Origin of the sequence: Actinomadura terrae, assembly GCF_022751215.1 — a bacterium.
Lineage (GTDB): Bacteria > Actinomycetota > Actinomycetes > Streptosporangiales > Streptosporangiaceae > Spirillospora > Spirillospora terrae.
Genome location: NZ_JAICDG010000003.1, coordinates 496,607 through 514,958, shown reverse-complemented (window position 1 = coordinate 514,958; position 18,352 = coordinate 496,607). Strand labels below are relative to the sequence as shown.

The following is an 18,352-nucleotide window of genomic DNA, read 5'->3' as shown; positions in this document are numbered from 1 at the left end:
TCAATAACGGGCGGGCCCCGCGCCCATCTCGGTCACCGGCGGCCCCGGGTACGGCGGCTGCTGCTCCGGGGTGCGCAGCGCGGGCGTCAGCACCCGGCCGACCCGCTCCACCAGCAGCGTCATCTCGTACGCGACGAGGCCGAGGTCGCAGTCGGGCGCGGCGAGCACCGCGAACACCGACCCGTTGGTGATCGACATGACGAACAGCAGCCCGCGGTCCATCTCGACGACGGTCTGGCTCACCCCGCCCGCGTCGAAGATCTTCGCCGCGCCCTGCGTCAGGCTCATCAGCCCGGAGGCGATGGCCGACAGCTGGTCGGCGCGCTCGGGCGGGAAGCCCGAGGAGTAGGCCATCGGCAGGCCGTCCGAGGAGACCACGACGGCGTGCGCGACCTTCGGGACCCGGTCCGCGAAGTTCGTCACCAACCAGTTGAGATCCTGCCCGCTCATCGGGTGCCTCCTGTCTCGTCGTCGCCCTGCGACGGCGCCTCACCTGACGTGCCGCCGCGAGTCTCGGTGCGGCCCCGATGGACGCCTCGCTGCAAGCTCGCGAAGCGGTTGCGCACGGCGTCGGCCTGCGGGCCCTGCGCCTGCCTGCCCTGTGCTTCCTGTCCCGGGCGGTCCTGCGCGGCGGGCTGCGCCTGCCCCGCCTGCGGCTGCCCGCCCAGCGGACCGGCCTGCCCCGGTCCGCCCTGCCCCGGTCCGCCCTGTGCCGGTCCGCCCTGCGCCGGTCCCTGGCCCGCCTGCGCCTGGCGTCCCACCGCGCCGGGCACGCGGTTCTTGCCCGGTACCCGCTTGGGGAGGCCGACCGACGTGCGCGTGCTCGTCACCGGCTCCCGGACGGCCTCGGCGGCGCGGAAGCCCGCGTCCGCCGGGGACTCCCAGTCCTTCGGCGGGTCCTCGCCCGCCGACGCGTCCGATCTGCGCTGGAACCACTCCGACTGCATCGCGTCGAAGATCGGCGAGCGCTCGGGGACCCGCTTGGGCCCGGCGGCGGGCCGGGGCGGCGGCGGGATCCGCGCGGGCTCGGCCGCCGCGGCGGCCGGCGTCGGCGACTCGAATCCGGACTGCTCGGGTACGGGTGGCTCCGGGATGGCGTCCTCCGGCGGGTTGGGCGTGGGCGTGGCCGGCCGCGCCTCGTCGGGCGCCGCCGGGACGCCGTTGTCCCCCCACGGGGCCCCGCCTCCGCTGGGCCGGGTTCGCGCGCCGCCTGGGGAGCCGTCGGCGAGGGTGTCGGACGGCAGCGGGCCTGTGTCGCCGCCGACCTGCTGGAGCGGGCCCGTCTCCCAGGGGATGTGCCGCGGGGCGCCCGCCTCGGGCACCACGGGCTGCGCCTCGGGGACGACGGACTGGGGTCCGGTGTGCCGGCCGGGCCGGTAGAGCCCGTTGCGGCCCGCGGCGCCGCGCGGCCGCTCGCCCGCCGGCTGCTCGCCCTGTGGCCGCTCAGCACGCGGCTGCTCACCGCGCGGCTGGAACAGCCCGTTCGGCTGGCCGTCGCCCGCGCCCGGGCGTCCCGGCAGGTTCGCGCCGGGCTCGCGGACGGGCAGCTCGCCGGGCGCGCGCGAGGGGCGGTCGTCCGCGGGCGTGCGGGGCTGCACCGGGTAGGCGTCGGAGCCGAACGGCTCGGACGGGTAGGGCTCGCCGGCCGGGGGCGAGGCGTCGGCCGGGCGCTGGTCGACGGGCGGGACGATCGGCATCGGGCCGGTGACGCCGGGCGGGACGGCGCCGGGCGGGACGGCGTGCGCGCCGCCGCCCGCCTGGGCCATCGGTCCCGTGCCGCCGCCGACCACGCGGTGCGCGCCGCTGCCGCCGACCATGGGGTGGCCGCCGCTGCCGAGCGACGGCTGCGGGCCTGAGCCGAGGGAGGGATGCGGGCCCGAGCCGTACTCCTCCTGCTGGAGCGCGCCGCCCTGCCCGAACGTCCCGGCCTGCTCGAACGCGCCGCCGGCGCCGCCCGCGCCGAGGGCGGGCGGCTCGGTCGTCGTGGTGAGCGCGGCGAGCTGTCCGCCGCCGGACGCGCCCGCCTCGCGGGGCGCGGCGCCGGCGCCGAAGCCGCGCGAGCCGATCCCGGCGGACTCGCCGGGGCTGACCACCGCGTCCGGCAGCACGACGAACGCGGTGAGGCCGCCGCCCTGCGCCGCGCGCAGCTCGACCCGGATGCCGTGCCGGACGGCGAGGCGGCCGACCACGAACAGGCCCATGCGCCGCGCGGCGGAGAAGTCGATGACCGGCGGGTTCGCGAGCCGCCAGTTGGCCTGCTCCAGCTCCTCGGGCGAGATGCCGACGCCGTTGTCGGTGATCTGGAGCATCGAGCCGCCGCCGCTGAGCAGCTGCCCGGACACCGTGACCTTGGTGTGCTCGGCGGAGAACACCGTCGCGTTCTCGACCAGCTCGGCCAGCAGGTGGACGAGGTCGTTGACGACGGGCCCGGCGACGGTCATGTCGCCCTGAACCCGCAGCGCCACCCGCTCGTACTGCTCCACCTCGGAGAGGGACGCGCGGACGACGTCGATGAGCGGGACCGGCCGGTTCCACCGCCGCGCCTGCTCCTGCCCTCCGAGGACGAGGAGGTTCTCGCAGTTGCGGCGCATACGGGTGGCGAGGTGGTCCAGGCGGAACAGGTTGGCGAGCTGCTCCTCGTCGCGCTCGCTCTGCTCCAGCTCCTCGATGAGGCGGAGCTGGCGCTCGATCAGCGACTGGCTGCGGCGGGAGAGGTTGACGAACATCGCGTTGATGTTGCCGCGCAGGACGGCCTCGTCGGCAGCCAGCCGCACCGCCTCGCGGTGGACCTCGTCGAAGGCGCGGGCCACCTGGCCGATCTCGTCGGTGGAGTCGATGTCGATCGGCTGGACCTCGATGCCGCCGGCGGCGGCCTCGGGGTCGCGGAGCCGGTCGACCAGGCCGGGCAGCCGGGTACCGGCGACCTCCAGGGCGCCCTGCTGGAGCCGGCGCAGCGGCTTCACCAGCGAGCGCGCCATGAAGGCGGTGATCAGCAGGACGAACAGCAGCAGCACGGCCGCGACGATCGCGTCGGTGATCGTCGACTGCCGGGCGTCGGCGCCCCGCTCGTCGCTGATCTTGCGGATGTCGCCGGCCAGCGACTCCTCGACCTTGCGCATCTGGTCGACCATCTCGGTCATGGCGCTGCGGATGACGAGGGCCGCGTGCGAGGTGCCGAGCGCGATCGGGAGCCGTCCGTTCCCGGCGCTGGCGGCGGTGATGGCGCGCTGCCGCAGGTCGCGGGCCTGGTCGATCCGGGTGCCGACGACGGTGTCCTCGAAGAGCTGGCGCTGGGCGACCGAGGAGGAGCCGCGGAAGGCGGTGACCGCGCTGTCCTCCTCGGCGCGCGCTGCGGTGAGCGCGTTCAGCTCGTCGGTGGCGAGCCGGTGCCCGTGCGCGCCGATCAGCAGCAGGGCGCGCTCGCGGGAGACGGCCTCCTTGGCGCGCGAGAGGGAGCCGAGCGCGCGGCTGGCCTCCGCGAGCCGGTCGTCGGCGACGTTCTGCGAGAGGGCGTCCAGGATGCCGGTCAGCTCCCGGGCCGACTCGGTGTACTTCTGGAGGACGGTGAACGCGGGCACCTTCGTGCTCGTCGCGAGGGAGCGGACCGCCTTGACGCCGTCCAGCCGTCCGCGCACGGCGGTCGCGTCGCGCACGGCCTCGCCGCCGAAGGAGGAGTCGATGCGCCCGGCGGCGGAGCGGACGGCGCCGAGCTGCGCGTCCGTCCGGCGCTGCCGGTCCTGGAACGCGCCCAGCAGGGCCGGGTCATGGTTGGAGGCGATGTACTCGACCGCGGTGTCGCGCTCGGCGATGAACTCCTGGAGGAACCGGGTGGTGCTCTCGCCGAGGTCGGCCATCTTCTCGACCCGCCCGTACGCCTCCGCCCGGCTCGCCGAGCCCGAGATGCGAAACCCGGCGAGTGCGACGGCCGCGACCGTCGGCACCAGGATCAGCACGACGAGGCGCTGCGGCACCCGCCAGTTCCGCAGGCTGAACCTGCTGCCCGTCCGTGGTGAAGGATCGGACCGTGCCTCGACCTCCCCGGGTCGGGGAAGGTCGCGACCTGCGTCGCTTGGTTGCATCCGGCGTAAACACCCTCTCGATCACGATGTGCCGCATCCCCTGTGGCCGAACCACCACGAAGAGTCCAAATGCAACATCGTTCCGCCTCCGGCGCTCGACATTGCAGCACATCCAGGGATGGGCCGCAAAGGACCCTAGGCGGTTCGATATGGACTAACGCGACAATCGGGGATTCGTTACTGTCTGTCCGTTTTCACGGGTACGGTCGATCACGTTCCGCACATGTTCACTCAGTAATCGAATGGACTCGACTCGTGACGCTCGCTGTTCGCCCGGGATCGATTCAAGATCGTGACCTTCCCGGGCCCGATTGTGGACCGCTCCGACCGATCACGCTCCGGAGCCGTCCGGCGATGGACGGTCACTCCTGACCGAAAGGACCGATGAGGGCGGGACGGACGGACCGAATCCGCCCTGCCCGGCGAGAAACCAACGGGCCGTACCGTCCAGTGGAACACGGGACGTGCGGGACGGAGTAGTCGCCGACATACCATGCGTCACGCAAGACCCGCAGGACACAAGACAGTCACGCAATCCGGAAGCAAACCACCCAAGACGCCCAACCCGCGATACTCTCCCCGAACGTGATCATCAGGCGCGGCGGGAACAGTGGCCACAGTCGTCCCCCCTGGCTCTTTCGCCCTGGTCAACCCGACCACGCCAGCATCTTCCCCTGATGAGATAGGAGTGCCATGAGGCAATCCGGACGTCGCTCTGCTCTCCTCGGTGCTCTTCTCCTGGTCGCCTCCCTCGCCGTCGGTTGCGGAGACTCCGACGACTCCTCCGGGAGTAGCAAGGGACTGGAAAAGAAGACACTGACGGTCGCGTCGCTGCCCCTCGTGGACGGCGCGGCCCTGCACATCGCGCAGAAGCAGAAGCTGTTCGAGGCCGAGGGCCTGAAGGTACAGATCAAGCCGGTCCAGCAGAGCATCCAGGCGCTGCCCGCCCTCGCCAAGGGCGACGTGGACGTGATCGCCGGCGCCAACTACGTCTCCTTCCTCCAGGCGAACGAGAAGGGCACGCTGAAGCTGAGCATCGTGGCCGAGGGGGCGACCCTCACCTCGAACATGATGAACGTGCTGGTCAAGTCCGACTCGAAGATCAAGACCGCGAAGGACCTCGAAGGCAAGAAGGTCGCGGTCAACATCCTCAACAACATCCAGTCGCTGACGCTGAACGCGATCCTCAAGGCGAACAACGTGGATTCCGCGAAGGTCAACTACGTGGCGATCCCGTTCCCGCAGATGGCCGCCGCGCTGGAGAAGGGCCAGGTGGACGCCGTCCACATCGTGGAGCCCTTCCTCTCCGACACCCAGAAGAAGCAGGGCGCGCGGGTGGCGGTGGACGGCGGCAGCGAGCCGGTGACCGGGCTGCCGATCAGCGGCTACGTCAGCACGCAGGACTTCACCAGCAAGAACCCCAAGACCGCGGCGGCGTTCCAGCGGGCCATCATGAAGGCGCAGGGCATCGCCACCGGCGACCGCAAGCGCGTCGAGGAGGTCCTGCCCGGCTACGCCCGGATCGACTCGCAGGTCGCCTCGGTCATCACCCTGCCCGGCTACCCGACCTCGCTGAACACCACCCGTATGCAGCGGGTCGTCGACCTGATGACCACCGCGGGCCTGCTCAAGCAGAAGCCCGACATGAAGACCATCCTCTTCCAGCCGACCGCCTGACGGCGGGACACCGGATTCACCCATGACACACCAGTCGACGTCGTCCCGCGGTCTCTCGCGCCCAGGCAAGTGGGCGCGGGGGGCCGTCGGGGTGGCGGTCCTGTTCCTCGCGAGCGAGGCCCTGGGGCGGGCCGACCTCGTGGACCGTTCCTACCTGCCCCCGGCCTCCACCGTGGTCGCCCGCGCGTTCGAGCTGTTCGGCGACGCGGAGTTCCTGCACAACGTGCGCGTCACGATCACCGCCTGGGGGCTCGGGCTCGGCTTCGCCATCCTGATCGCGGTGCCGCTCGGGCTGCTGTTCGGCAGCGTCCCGGCGATCAACACCGGCGCCCGCGCGATCGTGGAGTTCCTGCGCCCGATCCCCTCGGTCGCGCTCATCCCCCTGGCCGGGCTCGTGCTCGGCTCCGGGCTGGGCATGGAGGTGCCGCTCATCGTCTACGCGGCGAGCTGGCCCATCCTGTTCAACACCATGTACGGGCTCGACGACGTCGACCCCACGGCGAAGGAGACGCTGCGCACCTTCGGCTTCAGCCGCATGCAGGTGCTGCTGCGGGTGTCGCTGCGCAGCGCGGCCCCGTTCATCGCGACGGGCGTGCGGCTCGCCGCCTCGATCGCGCTGATCCTCGCGGTCGGCACCGAGATCCTCTCCGGCTTCGGCGAGGGGCTCGGCATGTTCATCGCCGACGCCGGCAACGTGCCGGACGGCACCCGCGACGTCCTCGCCGGGACGGTGTGGGCCGGCTGCCTCGGCCTCCTCAGCGACACGCTGCTCGTGCAGGCCGAGAACCGGCTGTTCCGCTGGCACTTCGCGCTCCGGAGCGGTGCCTCATGACCCGCGCTTCGAGCAGGACCGGCACTGCGAGCAGGACCGGCACTTCGGCGGGCCGGACCCCTACCCCGACGAGCGAGAGGAGTGGTGCCGCGTGACCACCGCGACCGCGACCGTGTCGTCCGCGCCGCGCGCCCGCGGCGGCGTCGCCGGGGCGCTGGTGCGGGGCGCCCTGCACCGCTGGCTGCCCCTCGTGATCCTCGTCGCCGCGTGGGAGGTCGCCACGCGGATCTCCGACAGCCCGTTCTTCCCGCCCCCGTGGGAGATCGCCAAGCACATGAAGGACCTGTGGTTCACCGGACCGGCGAGCCACCTGTTCCTCAACGGCGAGGCGACCGGCAACATCTTCCCGAGCCTCGGCCGGATGGCGCTCGGGCTGGCGGCGGCCACGGTCGCCGGGATCGTGCTCGGCATCGCGATCGGACGCTCCGAGCAGGCCCTCGCCTACCTCAACCCGATCATGCAGTTCGCGCGGGTGATCCCGCCGCCGACGCTGGTCCCGGTGTTCATCGTCCTGTTCGACCTCGGTACCCAGATGCAGGTCGCCTCCATCATCTTCAGCGCGATCTGGCCGGTCCTGCTGAACACCGCCGACGGCGTGCGGGCCGTCGACCCGGTGCAGATGGCGACGGCCGAGACGTTCCGGCTGACGGCGTTCGAGCGGATCCGGTTCCTGATCATCCCCTCGGCGCTGCCCAAGATCTTCGCGGGGCTGCGGCTCGCGCTGTCGCTGTCGCTGATCCTGATGGTCTTCTCCGAGCTGCTGCCCGGCACGAGCGACGGCGTCGGCTTCGAGCTGACCAACGCCACGAGCGTGTCCGACATGCCCACCATCTGGTGCGTCATCGTGCTCCTCGGCGTCCTCGGCTACCTGTTCAACACGATTCTGCTCGCGGTGGAGCACCGGGTCCTGTCCTGGCACCGCGGGGCGCGAAAGGCGGCTTCATGACGACCGGCTCCACCGTCCGGGACGCGGTGTTCGAGTTCTGCCGGCGGGCCGGGATGACCACGGTCTTCGGCAACCCCGGCTCGACCGAGCTGCGGATGTTCCGCGACTTCCCCGAGGACTTCGAGTACGTCCTCGCCCTCCAGGAGACGGTCGCGGTCGCCGCCGCGGCCGGGCACGCGCTCGGCACCGGCAACGCCGGGCTGGTCAGCCTGCACTCGGCGGGCGGGGTCGGGCACGCGCTCGGCGCCGTGTTCAACGCCTACCGCGACCGCGTCCCGCTCGTGATCTTCGCGGGGCAGCAGTCCCGCGACATGCTGCTGTCGCGCCCGTTCCTCGGCGCCGACGAGCCCGCGACGTTCCCCCGGCCCTACGTGAAGTGGAGCCGCCAGCCCGAGCGCGCCGAGGACGTCCCGGCCGCGCTGGCCGAGGCGTACCGGGTCGCGATGACGCCGCCGCGCGGGCCCGTGTTCATCTCCGTCCCCGAGGACGACTGGGACCGCCCGGCCGCGCCCGTCCCGCACCGCGAGGTCAGGTCCGCGTTCACCGCCGACCCGGCCGCGCTCCGCGAGGTCGCGGACGCGCTGAACGCCGCCCGCAACCCCGTGATCGTCGTCGGGTCCGGCGTGGACGACGAGGCCGCGCTGCCCCAGGTCGTGGAGTTGGCCGAGCGCCTCGTCGCGCCCGCGTGGATCAGTCCGCTGTCGGGCCGGTCCGGGTTCCCCGAGGACCACGCGCTGTTCCGCGGGTTCCTGCCCCCGGTCAAGGACCAGCTCGCCGCGCGCCTGGACGGGCACGACGTCGTCCTCGTCCTCGGCACGCAGGTGTTCACCTACCACGTCGCCAGCGAGGGCGACGTGGTCCCCGCCGGGGCGCGGCTGTTCCACCTCGACTGCGACCCCGCGCAGACGGCCTGGTCGGCGGTCGGGACCAGCCTGCTCACGACGCTGCGGCCCGCCCTGGCCGGGCTGCTCGACCTCGTCGAGAAGGCCGACCGGCCCGCGCCCGAACCGCGTCCGCGCCCCGACCCGCCGCGCGGCGGCGACCCGATCGACCCGGCGCTCGCCGTCGAGACCCTCCGCGACCTGCTGCCCGAGGACGCGGTGATCGTGGAGGAGATCCCGAGCCACCGCGAGCTGTTCCACGCCCGGATGCCGATCACCCGCTCCGGCGGCTTCCTCGCCTCCGGCAGCGGCGCGCTCGGCTGGGCGCTGCCCGTCGCGGTCGGCCGCGCGATGGCCGGGCACGGCGAGCGGATCGTCTGCGTCATCGGCGACGGCTCGATCATGTACTCGGTGCAGGCGCTCTGGACGGCCGCGCAGCTGCGCGTCCCGCTGACCGTCGTCGTCGTCAACAACGGCGGTTACGGGGCGATCCGGTCGCTCGGCCGCCGCATCGACATCGAGACGGTCCCCGGCGCCGACATCGCCGGCATCGACTACGCGGCCGTCGCCGCCGGGCTCGGCGTCCCCGGCCGGACGGTCGCCTCCACGACCGAGCTGGACGAGGCGCTCGCGCAGGCGCTCGCCCACGAGGGCCCCTACCTCGTGGAAGTCCAGGTCGAGCAAGGCGACCCCTCCCTCTACGAGCCCTGGGCGCGGTGATCAGAATGCTGGAGATTTCCGGGCTGGGCCACTCCTACGGTGGTTCCACCCCCGTCCTGAAAGGCATGGACCTCAAGGTCGCCGAGGGCGAACTCGTCACGATCGTCGGCCCGTCGGGCTGCGGCAAGTCGACGCTGCTGCGCTGCATCGCCGGGCTGATCGCGCCGAGCGAAGGCAAGGTCGTCCTCAACGGGACGCCCATCAACGGCGTCCCCGACGAGCTCGCGGTCGTGTTCCAGGACTACAGCCGCTCGCTGCTGCCGTGGCTGACCGTCCGCGACAACGTGGCGCTGCCGCTGCGGCGGCGCGGCGCGAACCGGGCCGAGCGGCGCGCGCAGGCGACCGAGGCGCTGAAGTCGGTCGGGCTCGCGGACGCGGAGTCCAAGTACCCGTGGGAGCTGTCGGGCGGCATGCAGCAGCGCGTGTCGATCGCCCGCGCGCTCGCCTACAAGCCGTCCTTCCTGCTGATGGACGAGCCGTTCGGGTCGGTGGACGCGCAGACCCGCGAGGACCTGGAGGACCTCGTCCTCCAGGTGCACCGCGCGCAGGGCATGACGATCCTGCTGGTCACCCACGACATCGACGAGAGCGTCTACCTCGGCGACCGCGTCGTCGTGCTGGCCCGCAACCCCGGCCGCATCCGGGACGAGCTGGCGGTCACGCTCCCGGCGGACCGCGACCAGATCGGCACCCGCGCCGACCCGGAGTTCGTCCGTCTCCGCGCCGAGGTGGGCGGCCTGGTCCGCGGCGTCGTCCACTAGCCTCGGCACGTGGACGACGCTCGGCACGTGGACGACGCGGAGCTGCGGCGCCTGGTGCCCGCGGTGATCGGCGTCCTCGTCCGGCGCGGAGCGGACTTCGCCTCGGCCGAGGACGCCGTCCAGGAGGCCCTGATCCGGGCCCTTTCCACCTGGCCGCAGGACCCGCCGCGCGATCCGAAGGGCTGGCTCGTCGCGACCGGGTGGCGCAAGTTCCTGGACGCCACCCGGGCCGCGGCGTCGCGGCGCGACCGGGAGCTCGCCGTGCAGGTCGAGCCGCCCGCCGGGCCGGCCCCGTCCACCGACGACACGCTCCGGCTCTACTTCCTGTGCGCGCACCCGAGCCTCCCGGCCGCCTCGGCCGTCGCGTTGACGCTCCGCGCGGTCGGGGGGCTGACCACCCGGCAGATCGCGGCGGCCTACCTCGTCCCCGAGGCGACGATGGCGCAGCGGATCAGCCGCGCCAAGCGCCGGATCACCGGGCAGCCGCTCGACCGGCCCGGCGACCTCGCCACCGTGCTGCGCGTGCTCTACCTCGTCTTCAACGAGGGCTACGGCGGGGACGTCGACCTCGCGGCCGAGGCGATCCGCCTCACCCGCCAGCTCGCCGCGCTGGCCGGCGAGCCCGAGGTCGCGGGGCTGCTCGCGCTCATGCTGCTGCACCACGCGCGCCGCGCCTCCCGCACCGGCCCGGAGGGGCTCGTACCGCTCGCCCGGCAGGACCGGACGCGCTGGGACACCGCCCTCATCGCCGAGGGCGTGGCGATCCTCCAGGCCGCGCTGGCCCGCGACCGGCTGGGCGAGTACCAGGCCCAGGCCGCGATCGCCGCCCTGCACGCCGACGCCCCCACCGCCGCCGAGACCGACTGGCCGCAGATCGTCGAATGGTACGACGAGCTGCTGAGGCTCACCGACAGCCCGGTCGTCCGCCTCAACCGCGCCGTCGCGGTCGGCGAGGCCACCGGGCCCCGCGCGGGCCTGGCCGCGCTCGCCGACCTCGCCCCCGACCTGCCCCGCCGCACCGCGGCCGCGGCCTACCTGCACGAACGCGCCGGCGACATCGCCCTCGCCGCCGACCTCTACGCCCAGGCCGCACGCGCCGCCACCACCGTCCCCGAACGCGACCACCTCACCCGCGAAGCCGCCCGCGTCCGCCAACTAGCCCGCCCCTGACCCAAGGCGACGCCGCATCCTCCGGAGCCAGGCGGGGCCACGTGTCCGCCGCGCGTTCGCGGCGCGGGTGGTCGGGCTGTGGTCGGGGGACCATGCGAAGAGGTGTTCCGCCAGGTCCGCGGGGGCGACGTGCAGGACGCGGCGGGCCATGTCGAACTCCTCGAAGAGGCCCGTGGCGAGCAGCGCGCGGGTGAGGGCCTCGTCGGCGTGCTCGACGGCGGCGCGCGGGCCGTCCGCGTCCAGCGTCGTGCGGAGCTGGAGGGTGTTGCCGGGGCCGTCCGAGGTATCGGGGCCGTCGAGGGCGGCGGCCAGCGCGCGGCGGGCGGCCTCCCGTTCGACCGTCTGGGCGCCCGCGTAGCGGACCTCGATCAGCACCGTGTAGGAGACCACGTCCCCACGATGCCACGGGTCACTTCGCGTCGGAGTAGCGGTCGACGGCGGCGGTCTCCATGGGGAACACGACGGAGGTGTCGCCGAACAGCAGGCGGCGGGCCTCCTCGGCGGCGGCGTGGACGGCGGCGGTCACCTCTCCCTCCAGCTCCGCCGGGGTGTGCACGATCACCTCGTCGTGCTGGAAGAACACCAGGCGCGGCGGGCCGAGCGCGGTGAGGCGGCGGCGCAGCGAGCCGAGCAGGGCCAGCGCCCAGTCGGCGGCGGTCGCCTGGACGACGAAGTTGCGGGTGAACCGGCCCCGGCCGCGCAGCGCCTGCGCGGCGGTCGCCTGCCTTCGCTCGCCCGCGTCGTCGTCGGGGTCGTCGGTGGCGGCGGTCAGCTCGCGCCAGCCGGCCGACGGCGGCGGGCAGGTGCGGCCGAGGCGGGAGCGGACGAGGTGCCCGTTCTCGCCCGCGCGGGCCGCGGCCTCCACGTACTCGAACGCGTCGGGGAAGCGGCTCTTCAGGACGCCGAGCAGGTGCACGCCCTCGCCCGTCCCGCCGCCGTACATGGCCGACAGCAGCGCGAGCTTGGCCTTGTCGCGTGGGCTGAGCGACTCGGGGTCGCGCCGGGAGCCCTGCTGGGGGGCCACAGCGCCGCCGGGGCGCTCCGGGCCGAAGGCGGGGGACAGCGCGGCGTACAGGTCGCCGTGGGCGGCGGCGTCGGCGAACGCGCGGTCGCCCGCGAGGGCGGCGAGCACGCGCGGTTCGAGCTGCGCCGCGTCGGCGACGACGAGGCGCCAGCCCGGGTCGGCGACGACGGCCCGGCGCAGGACGCGCGGGATCTGGAGCGCGCCGCCGCCGTTCGTCGCCCAGCGGCCCGACACCACGCCGCCGACCACGTACTCGGGACGGAACCGCCCCCCGGCGACCCAGGTGTCGAGCCATCCCCAGCCGTAGGCGGTGTGCAGGCGGGCGAGCTCCTTGTACTCCAGCAGCAGCGGCACGGCGGGGTGGTCGAGGCGCTTGAGCACGTGCGCGCGCGTCGAGGCGACGGGCAGCCCCGCCGCCGCGAACGCCTTGACGATCTGCGCCGGGGAGTCGGGGTTGACGTGCGCGCGGCCTTCAAAGCCGGCCCCGAAACCGGCACCGAAGGCGGCGTTGATCTGGTCGGCGAGCGCCTGGAGCCGGCGCGGCCGCAGCCCGCCGGACGGGCGGGGCCCGAGCAGTTCGGTGAGCAGCGCGTCGTGCTCGACGGCCGACCAGGGCAGCCCGTCGTGGCTCAGCTCGGCCGCGACCAGCGACCCGGCGGACTCGGCGGCGGCGAGCAGCGCGAACCCCTCCAGGGGGGCGATCGCCCGCTGCTGCGCGGCGTGGACGGCGACGACCTGCTCGATGTCGTCGGCGAGGTCGGGCGCGCCGGGGGCGTCGTCGCCGAACAGCGACGCCTGCGCGGGTTCCGCGCGCGGCGGCGGAGGGTCGGGCGGGACGGGGTCACCCCGCAGCCGCGCCCACGCGGCGCGGACCGAGCGCGGCTCCCCGTAGCGTCCCGCGTGGCCGAGCAGGAGCGTCTCGACGAGTTCGAGGTCGTGGCAGCGCGCCACCCGCACCCCGGCGTCCAGCAGCGCCGGGTAGAGCCGGGCGGTGGCGGGCCACACCCAGCGCGGCGCGTCGGACCGCTCCCGCGCGGCGATCTCGGCGACCAGGTCGGCCGCCCGCCACGCCGGGCCGGTGGGCGCGCCGTCCTCGGCGAAGGGCCGCAGCACTCCCCCGCCTCCGCCGTCGGCGGCCACCGCGATCCGCACCCCGCCATTGTGGCGGCCGCCTCCGACAGAATCGCGGACGGGCGCCGCGCGGACATGCGACGACCCCTCCGCGCCCGTGGGGGCGCGGAGGGGTTCGGCACGGATGGGTCAGGAGGCCAGGGCCGCGGCCTCTGCCGCCCGGAGGGTCAGGCGACCAGGGAGACCTGCTGGCCCGCCGGGGTGTCGCCGTAGCGGTCGACGACCTTGTTGAGCTGGAGCTGGTAGTACAGGACGCCGAAGCCGAGGATGCCGAGCAGGAAGCCCATGCCGCCGCTGCAGCTCGCGGGCAGCCCGGCGGCGCGCTGGGCCTCGGCGATGCGGCCGCCGAGCTTCACCCACATGACCAGCGGCCAGATGCCCAGCGTGATACTGCCGAACAGGATCGACAGCAGGGCGTTGGTCGCGGCGTTGTCGATGCGCCGGTCGTACTCGTGCAGCTCCTGGTGGACCTTGAAGAACCACACCATCCCGTAGATGCCGAACGTGATGATCGGCAGCCCGAGCCAGGCTCCGACGGGGTTGCGGCGCTTCATGTTGGCGCCGGCGCCGCGCGCGACGGGCGCCTGCTGCTGCTGGTGCTGCGGCGCCGGGGCGTAGCCGCCCTGGTACGCCTGCTGCTGCTGTTGCTGGTAGGGCTGGCCCTGGCCCTGCTGGGGGTAGCTCATCGCTCTCCTGAAGGACGCGGTCGTTTTCCGGCCGACCGTCCGTTACCGTTCACCCGTGTGGTGAGCCAAGACTGTAACGGTCGGGGACGCCGCCCGCGTCAAGATCACGATATTTGGCCGATATTCGCCGTCAAGATTATCCGATCTGAGACCTAGCGCAGCGGGATCGGCACCTCATCCTCGATGGGCGGTGACGTTTCGTGGTCGCCGCAGCCCGTGACGCCGAAGCATCGGATGCGCAGCTCGTGCTCCGTCACGTCCACCCGCAGGAAGTTCTTGAAAAAGGGCGGGGTGTCCCAGTCGGCCAGCTCCGACCGGAACCGCTGGGGGAGTTTGCGCACCGGAAGGCGGACGAAGCGCGGCCGGGGCCGGCCACCGCGCGGGACGCCGAGGAGCGCGGCGACGAAACGCGCGCGGGCCGACGGCGCGGGGCTGCCGTATCCGCGGCCCGGCTCGATGCCGAGGCGGTGCTGGACGGCGGCCGTCGCCTCCCGCGGGCTCAGCTCGAAGAGCCTCGGCAGCCGCAGCCACCGGCCGTAGAGCCTGCTGTAGCGCGAGAGGGAGTCGCCCCGGAGCGGGTAGCAGCGGAAGTCGGCCTCGTCCACGACGTGCGTGCGGGGGATGACGTGGGTCGCGTGCATGAACGCGCCGCCGCCGCCGGAGACGATGTAGTGCAGGACGCGGCCGTCGTCCAGCGTCACCGGGTAGTGCTGGTAGTTGTGGATGTCGCCGCCGATCGCCGCGACGTAGTGGTGCGCGGGGTCGCGGACGATCTCATCGACCGTCCCGCCGCCCTCGATCGGGCAGGGCCGGAGGTCGTCGTCCACGTAGAGCGGCTTGCCGGTGACCAGCATCTTGGGCTTGGGGCCCGCCGACACCTCGCGCAGCCACTCGCCCTGGTCGCGGTCGATGCGCCCGGTGATGCCGGTGTCGATGCCGACGATGCGCAGGGACGGGGTGTCGATCGCCCAGTACGGCCCCGGCTGGGCGGCCTGCTGGCCGGGCGCGCCCCGGTAGGTGCGCCGCGCCTCGGCGAGCACGCTCGGCTCGACCGTCCCGGACGCGCGCCAGAACAGGCGCGGCACGAAGGCCAGCGGCCCGCGCCACGGCGGCGGCGCGCAGTCGACGTCGAGGTCGCAGAACACGTGCAGGAAGCCGCGCAGCCCGTCGTACCAGTCGTGGTTGCCGGGGACGGCGTAGATGGGGGCGGGGTAGTCCTTGTAGGGCCGGAAGAACTTCGCCGGGTACTCCGCCGCGTCGCCCGCCGGGTAGATGACGTCGCTGGCGATGACCATGAAGTCGGTCCCGGCGGCGGCGTGCAGCAGCGGCGGGACGACCGCGTATTGCGACTTGTCGCCCTCGCCGGTGTCGCCGACGAGCACGAACGAGAACTCGGGCGAGGACCGGTGAACGGTGAACGCGGCGGGCGTCCCGCGTTCGCGGAGGGCGGTGACGCAGCGGCGGCGGATGGCGTCGGCCGGGTCGCCGAACAGGCGCGCGACCACGTCGTTGCGGGACCGCCACAGGATCTTCGGGCGGCGCCAGGAGAACCCCGGGACGCGGTCGGGCAGCAGCGAGTTGAACGTGCCCGGCGCGCCGCACTCCCACCCGGCCCCCGACTCGGACGTGCGCGAGTTGGCGGACGCCGGGACGCGCGGCCTTGGCACCGAGACGTCGTGCGCGGCGCCTTCCGCGGTGCCTTCCACTCCGTCGTCGGCCGCACCTTCGACGACGGCTTCCGCGGGATTCTCCGCACCGTCCTCTGCACGCAACAGAACACCTCCGGGGGCGGTGAGGGGGTGCTCACAGCCTGTCCCGGAGGTGTTCCGCCAGTCAAGCGACCCGGCCGAACCCGGCGGGGCTCAATGCGCGCCGGTTCCGGTCAGCGACCGGACCTCCAGTTCGGCGAACTTGTCGTCCGTGCGCTCCTTGGACAGGACGGTGCCGAGGTAGGCGCACAGGAAACCGATCGGGATCGAGATCAGGCCGGGGTTCTGCAACGGGATGGGCGCGACCGTGGTCTCGCTGAACAGCGCGTCCACGTTGCCCTTGGGCAGGGTGTCGGTCTTGCCGCCCCAGCAGATCGGGCTGAGCAGCACGAGCCCGACGGCCGCGACGAGGCCGCCGTAGATGCCCGCGACCGCGCCGACGGTGTTGAACCGCTTCCAGAACAGCGAGAACAGCAGCGTCGGCAGGTTCGCGGACGCGGCGATCGCGAACGCCAGCGCGACCAGGAACGCCACGTTCAGCCCGCGCGCGAAGATCGACAGGACGATCGCGACCGCGCCGATCACGACGGCCGCGTACCGGGCGGTCACGACCTCGTCCCGCTCGCTGGCCTTGCCTCGCTTGAACACGTTCGCGAACAGGTCGTGCGAGAACGAGGACGAGGAGGCGAGCGTGAGGCCCGCGACCACCGCGAGGATCGTCGCGAACGCGACCGCCGCGATGATCGCCAGGAAGATCGCGCCGCCGGTCGACCCCGCCCCGCCGCCGAGTTCCTGGGCGAGCTGCGGCGCGGCGGTGTTGCCGCCCTTGTCCTGCGCGGCGATCGCCTTGCCGCCGACCAGCGCCGCCGCGCCGAACCCGATGACCAGCGTCATCAGGTAGAACACGCCGATGATGCCGATCGCCCAGTTGACCGACGTGCGGGCCGCGCGGGAGGTCGGGACGGTGTAGAAGCGGATGAGGATGTGCGGCAGCCCCGCCGTCCCGAGGACGAGCGCGAGGCCGAGCGAGAGCAGGTCGAGCTTGGACCACACGGTGGTGGCGCCGTACTTCAGGCCCGGCTGGAGGAACTTGTCGCCCTTGCCGCTCTTGTCGGCGGCGTCGCTGAGCAGGTCCGACGGGTTGAAGCTGTACTTGGACAGCACCCAGACCGTCATGACGACGGCGCCGGTCATCAGCATGACCGCCTTGACGACCTGGACCCAGGTGGTGCCCTTCATGCCGCCGACGGTCACATAGAAGATCATCAGCGCGCCGACGGCGACGATCGTCCAGATCTTGGCGGCCTCGCCGTCGACGTCCAGCAGCAGGCCGACCAGCGCGCCCGCGCCGACCATCTGGGCCAGCAGGTAGAAGATCGACACGACGATCGTGGAGATCCCCGCCGCCGCCCGGACGGGCCGCTGCTGCATCCGGAACGCCAGCACGTCGGCCATCGTGAACCGGCCGGAGTTGCGCAGCATCTCGGCGACCAGCAGCAACGCCACCAGCCACGCGACCAGGAAGCCGATGGAGTACAGGAAGCCGTCATAGCCCGACAGCGCGAACAGGCCCGCGATGCCGAGGAACGACGCGGCGGACATGTAGTCGCCGCTGATCGCCAGGCCGTTCTGGAGCGGGGTGAACGCGCGCCCGCCCGCGTAGTAGTCGGCGGCGGTCTTGTTCTGCCGGGACGCCCAGAGCGTGATCCACAGGGTGAGCGCCACGAAGAGGGCGAACAGCACCAGCGAGATCGTCCGGTGCTCGTTGTCGGAGGCCGCCAGCACGGGGGCGGCGAGGTGCTGGGGGCTCACGCGCCGCCCTCCTCGGACTCGTCCTTCTTCGTCTCGTCCTTCTTGAGGCCCTTCGCGGCGGTCGCGCCCGCGCCGGTGCCCGCGCCGCCGGTGCCGGTGCCCGTGCGGGTGTCGCGCACGGAGGCCGCCAGCGGTTCGAGCGTGCCGCGCGCGTACCGCTCGTACAGCCAGGCGATGAGGAACGTCGAGACGAACTGGAGCAGGCCGAAGACCAGCGCCACGTTGATCTCGCCGAACAGCTTGTGCCCCATGAAGCCGCGCGCGTAGGCCGACAGCACCACGTAGAGCAGGTACCAGATCAGGAACGCCACCGTCATGGGGAAGACGAAACGGCGGAAGGCGAGGCGTAGCCGTTCGAACTCCGGCGACTGCCTCATCTGCGCGTAGGCCGCGTTGTCGAGCCCGCCTGAAGCGGACCCCGGCCCTGATGACTCGGTTGTCACGACCACCTCCGCCAAACGATCACACTGCGAATCTCACCGAGAATCGCGGCCACGATGCCCTACGAAGTTGGCCGATGCAGGCCAGATGGCCGAGAAGGTGGCGGAGGTGTGAGAACGGATACCCGCCCGATGCGACCCCGATGCTAGACCGTGATCCACATCACAAGATCGATGCGGTATGGGCCGCCCGCGCGACGGGGGCGGCGAGGCTCCGGATCGGGACGGGCCGGACATGCCGGACGCGCGATGCGCGCGCGGCTCCACGGGCCCGGAAAGTCGTGGGCGCCGACGCCACCCCCAGGGACGCCGGCGCCACCACGACGAGGGCGTCCGTGGTCATCATGAGTCCCCCCAGAACGGCGAACAGTCGCCTTCCCATGATGCCTCCACAGACGGCCCCAAGGTCCCGAAACGGGACGTTAATGACGCTATCCGGGGGCCCGTAATGCACGCGTAAATCGACCTAAACGCGGGGTCCAAA

At 73.0% G+C, this 18,352-nt stretch carries 14 protein-coding genes; 6 read left to right on the top strand and 8 right to left on the bottom strand.

The window, feature by feature from the left end:
- A complete protein-coding gene (locus K2F47_RS22210) occupies window positions 1-450 on the bottom strand; it encodes a roadblock/LC7 domain-containing protein (protein ID WP_242906748.1) in 450 nt (149 codons plus the stop codon).
- On the bottom strand, window positions 447-3,971 hold the full coding sequence (locus K2F47_RS22205) for a sensor histidine kinase (RefSeq protein ID WP_242906747.1): 3,525 nt from the start codon (window positions 3,969-3,971) through the stop codon (window positions 447-449). Before K2F47_RS22205 ends, K2F47_RS22210 begins: the two co-directional genes overlap by 4 nt.
- Window positions 3,972-4,772: 801 nt before the next feature.
- Between K2F47_RS22205 and K2F47_RS22200 the strand changes: the two genes are divergently transcribed.
- The 6 genes from K2F47_RS22200 (at window position 4,773) to K2F47_RS22175 (ending at window position 11,066) form a co-directional block, all read left to right on the top strand.
- Entirely contained in the window at window positions 4,773-5,756 is a 984-nt protein-coding gene (locus K2F47_RS22200; protein WP_242906746.1) for an ABC transporter substrate-binding protein, read from the top strand.
- Between the two features lie 91 nt (window positions 5,757-5,847).
- Window positions 5,848-6,588, top strand: a complete 741-nt coding sequence (locus K2F47_RS22195) for an ABC transporter permease (protein ID WP_242906745.1) — start codon at window positions 5,848-5,850, stop codon at window positions 6,586-6,588.
- Complete coding sequence (locus K2F47_RS41450; protein ID WP_242906744.1) at window positions 6,578-7,534, top strand: ABC transporter permease; 957 nt, start codon at window positions 6,578-6,580, stop codon at window positions 7,532-7,534. The genes K2F47_RS22195 and K2F47_RS41450 overlap by 11 nt, the downstream gene beginning before the upstream one ends.
- Window positions 7,531-9,135, top strand: a complete 1,605-nt coding sequence (gene mdlC, locus K2F47_RS22185) for a benzoylformate decarboxylase (protein WP_242906743.1) — start codon at window positions 7,531-7,533, stop codon at window positions 9,133-9,135. The genes K2F47_RS41450 and mdlC overlap by 4 nt, the downstream gene beginning before the upstream one ends.
- A 5-nt stretch (window positions 9,136-9,140) precedes the next feature.
- Complete coding sequence (locus K2F47_RS22180) at window positions 9,141-9,896, top strand: ABC transporter ATP-binding protein (RefSeq protein ID WP_242906742.1); 756 nt, start codon at window positions 9,141-9,143, stop codon at window positions 9,894-9,896.
- Between the two features lie 27 nt (window positions 9,897-9,923).
- Window positions 9,924-11,066, top strand: a complete 1,143-nt coding sequence (locus K2F47_RS22175) for an RNA polymerase sigma factor (protein ID WP_242907526.1) — start codon at window positions 9,924-9,926, stop codon at window positions 11,064-11,066.
- Here the strand turns inward: K2F47_RS22175 and K2F47_RS22170 are convergent.
- From K2F47_RS22170 to K2F47_RS41445, 6 genes are all read right to left on the bottom strand, one after another.
- Window positions 11,052-11,456: a hypothetical protein gene (locus K2F47_RS22170; RefSeq protein WP_242906741.1), complete on the bottom strand. Its 405-nt coding sequence runs from the start codon at window positions 11,454-11,456 to the stop codon at window positions 11,052-11,054. The genes K2F47_RS22175 and K2F47_RS22170 overlap by 15 nt on opposite strands.
- A 19-nt stretch (window positions 11,457-11,475) precedes the next feature.
- A complete protein-coding gene (locus K2F47_RS22165) occupies window positions 11,476-13,242 on the bottom strand; it encodes a bifunctional 3'-5' exonuclease/DNA polymerase (RefSeq protein WP_242906740.1) in 1,767 nt (588 codons plus the stop codon).
- A 146-nt stretch (window positions 13,243-13,388) separates the two neighbouring features.
- Entirely contained in the window at window positions 13,389-13,907 is a 519-nt protein-coding gene (locus tag K2F47_RS22160; RefSeq protein ID WP_242906739.1) for a DUF4234 domain-containing protein, read from the bottom strand.
- 152 nt (window positions 13,908-14,059) lie between these two features.
- Window positions 14,060-15,613: a metallophosphoesterase family protein gene (locus K2F47_RS22155; RefSeq protein WP_242906738.1), complete on the bottom strand. Its 1,554-nt coding sequence runs from the start codon at window positions 15,611-15,613 to the stop codon at window positions 14,060-14,062.
- 156 nt (window positions 15,614-15,769) lie between these two features.
- Window positions 15,770-17,428: a monocarboxylic acid transporter gene (locus K2F47_RS22150; RefSeq protein WP_242906737.1), complete on the bottom strand. Its 1,659-nt coding sequence runs from the start codon at window positions 17,426-17,428 to the stop codon at window positions 15,770-15,772.
- Window positions 17,425-17,871, bottom strand: a complete 447-nt coding sequence (locus K2F47_RS41445; protein ID WP_308198440.1) for a DUF485 domain-containing protein — start codon at window positions 17,869-17,871, stop codon at window positions 17,425-17,427. The genes K2F47_RS22150 and K2F47_RS41445 overlap by 4 nt, the downstream gene beginning before the upstream one ends.
- Window positions 17,872-18,352: the final 481 nt, after the last annotated feature.

Bases quoted from the DNA above. Each gene is read 5' to 3' on its own strand.
- K2F47_RS22210 (WP_242906748.1), bottom strand. From the start codon at position 450: ATGAGCGGGCAGGATCTCAACTGGTTGGTGACGAACTTCGCGGACCGG.
- K2F47_RS22200 (WP_242906746.1), top strand. From the start codon at position 4,773: ATGAGGCAATCCGGACGTCGCTCTGCTCTCCTCGGTGCTCTTCTCCTG.
- mdlC (WP_242906743.1), top strand. From the start codon at position 7,531: ATGACGACCGGCTCCACCGTCCGGGACGCGGTGTTCGAGTTCTGCCGG.
- K2F47_RS22180 (WP_242906742.1), top strand. From the start codon at position 9,141: ATGCTGGAGATTTCCGGGCTGGGCCACTCCTACGGTGGTTCCACCCCC.
- K2F47_RS22160 (WP_242906739.1), bottom strand. From the start codon at position 13,907: ATGAGCTACCCCCAGCAGGGCCAGGGCCAGCCCTACCAGCAACAGCAG.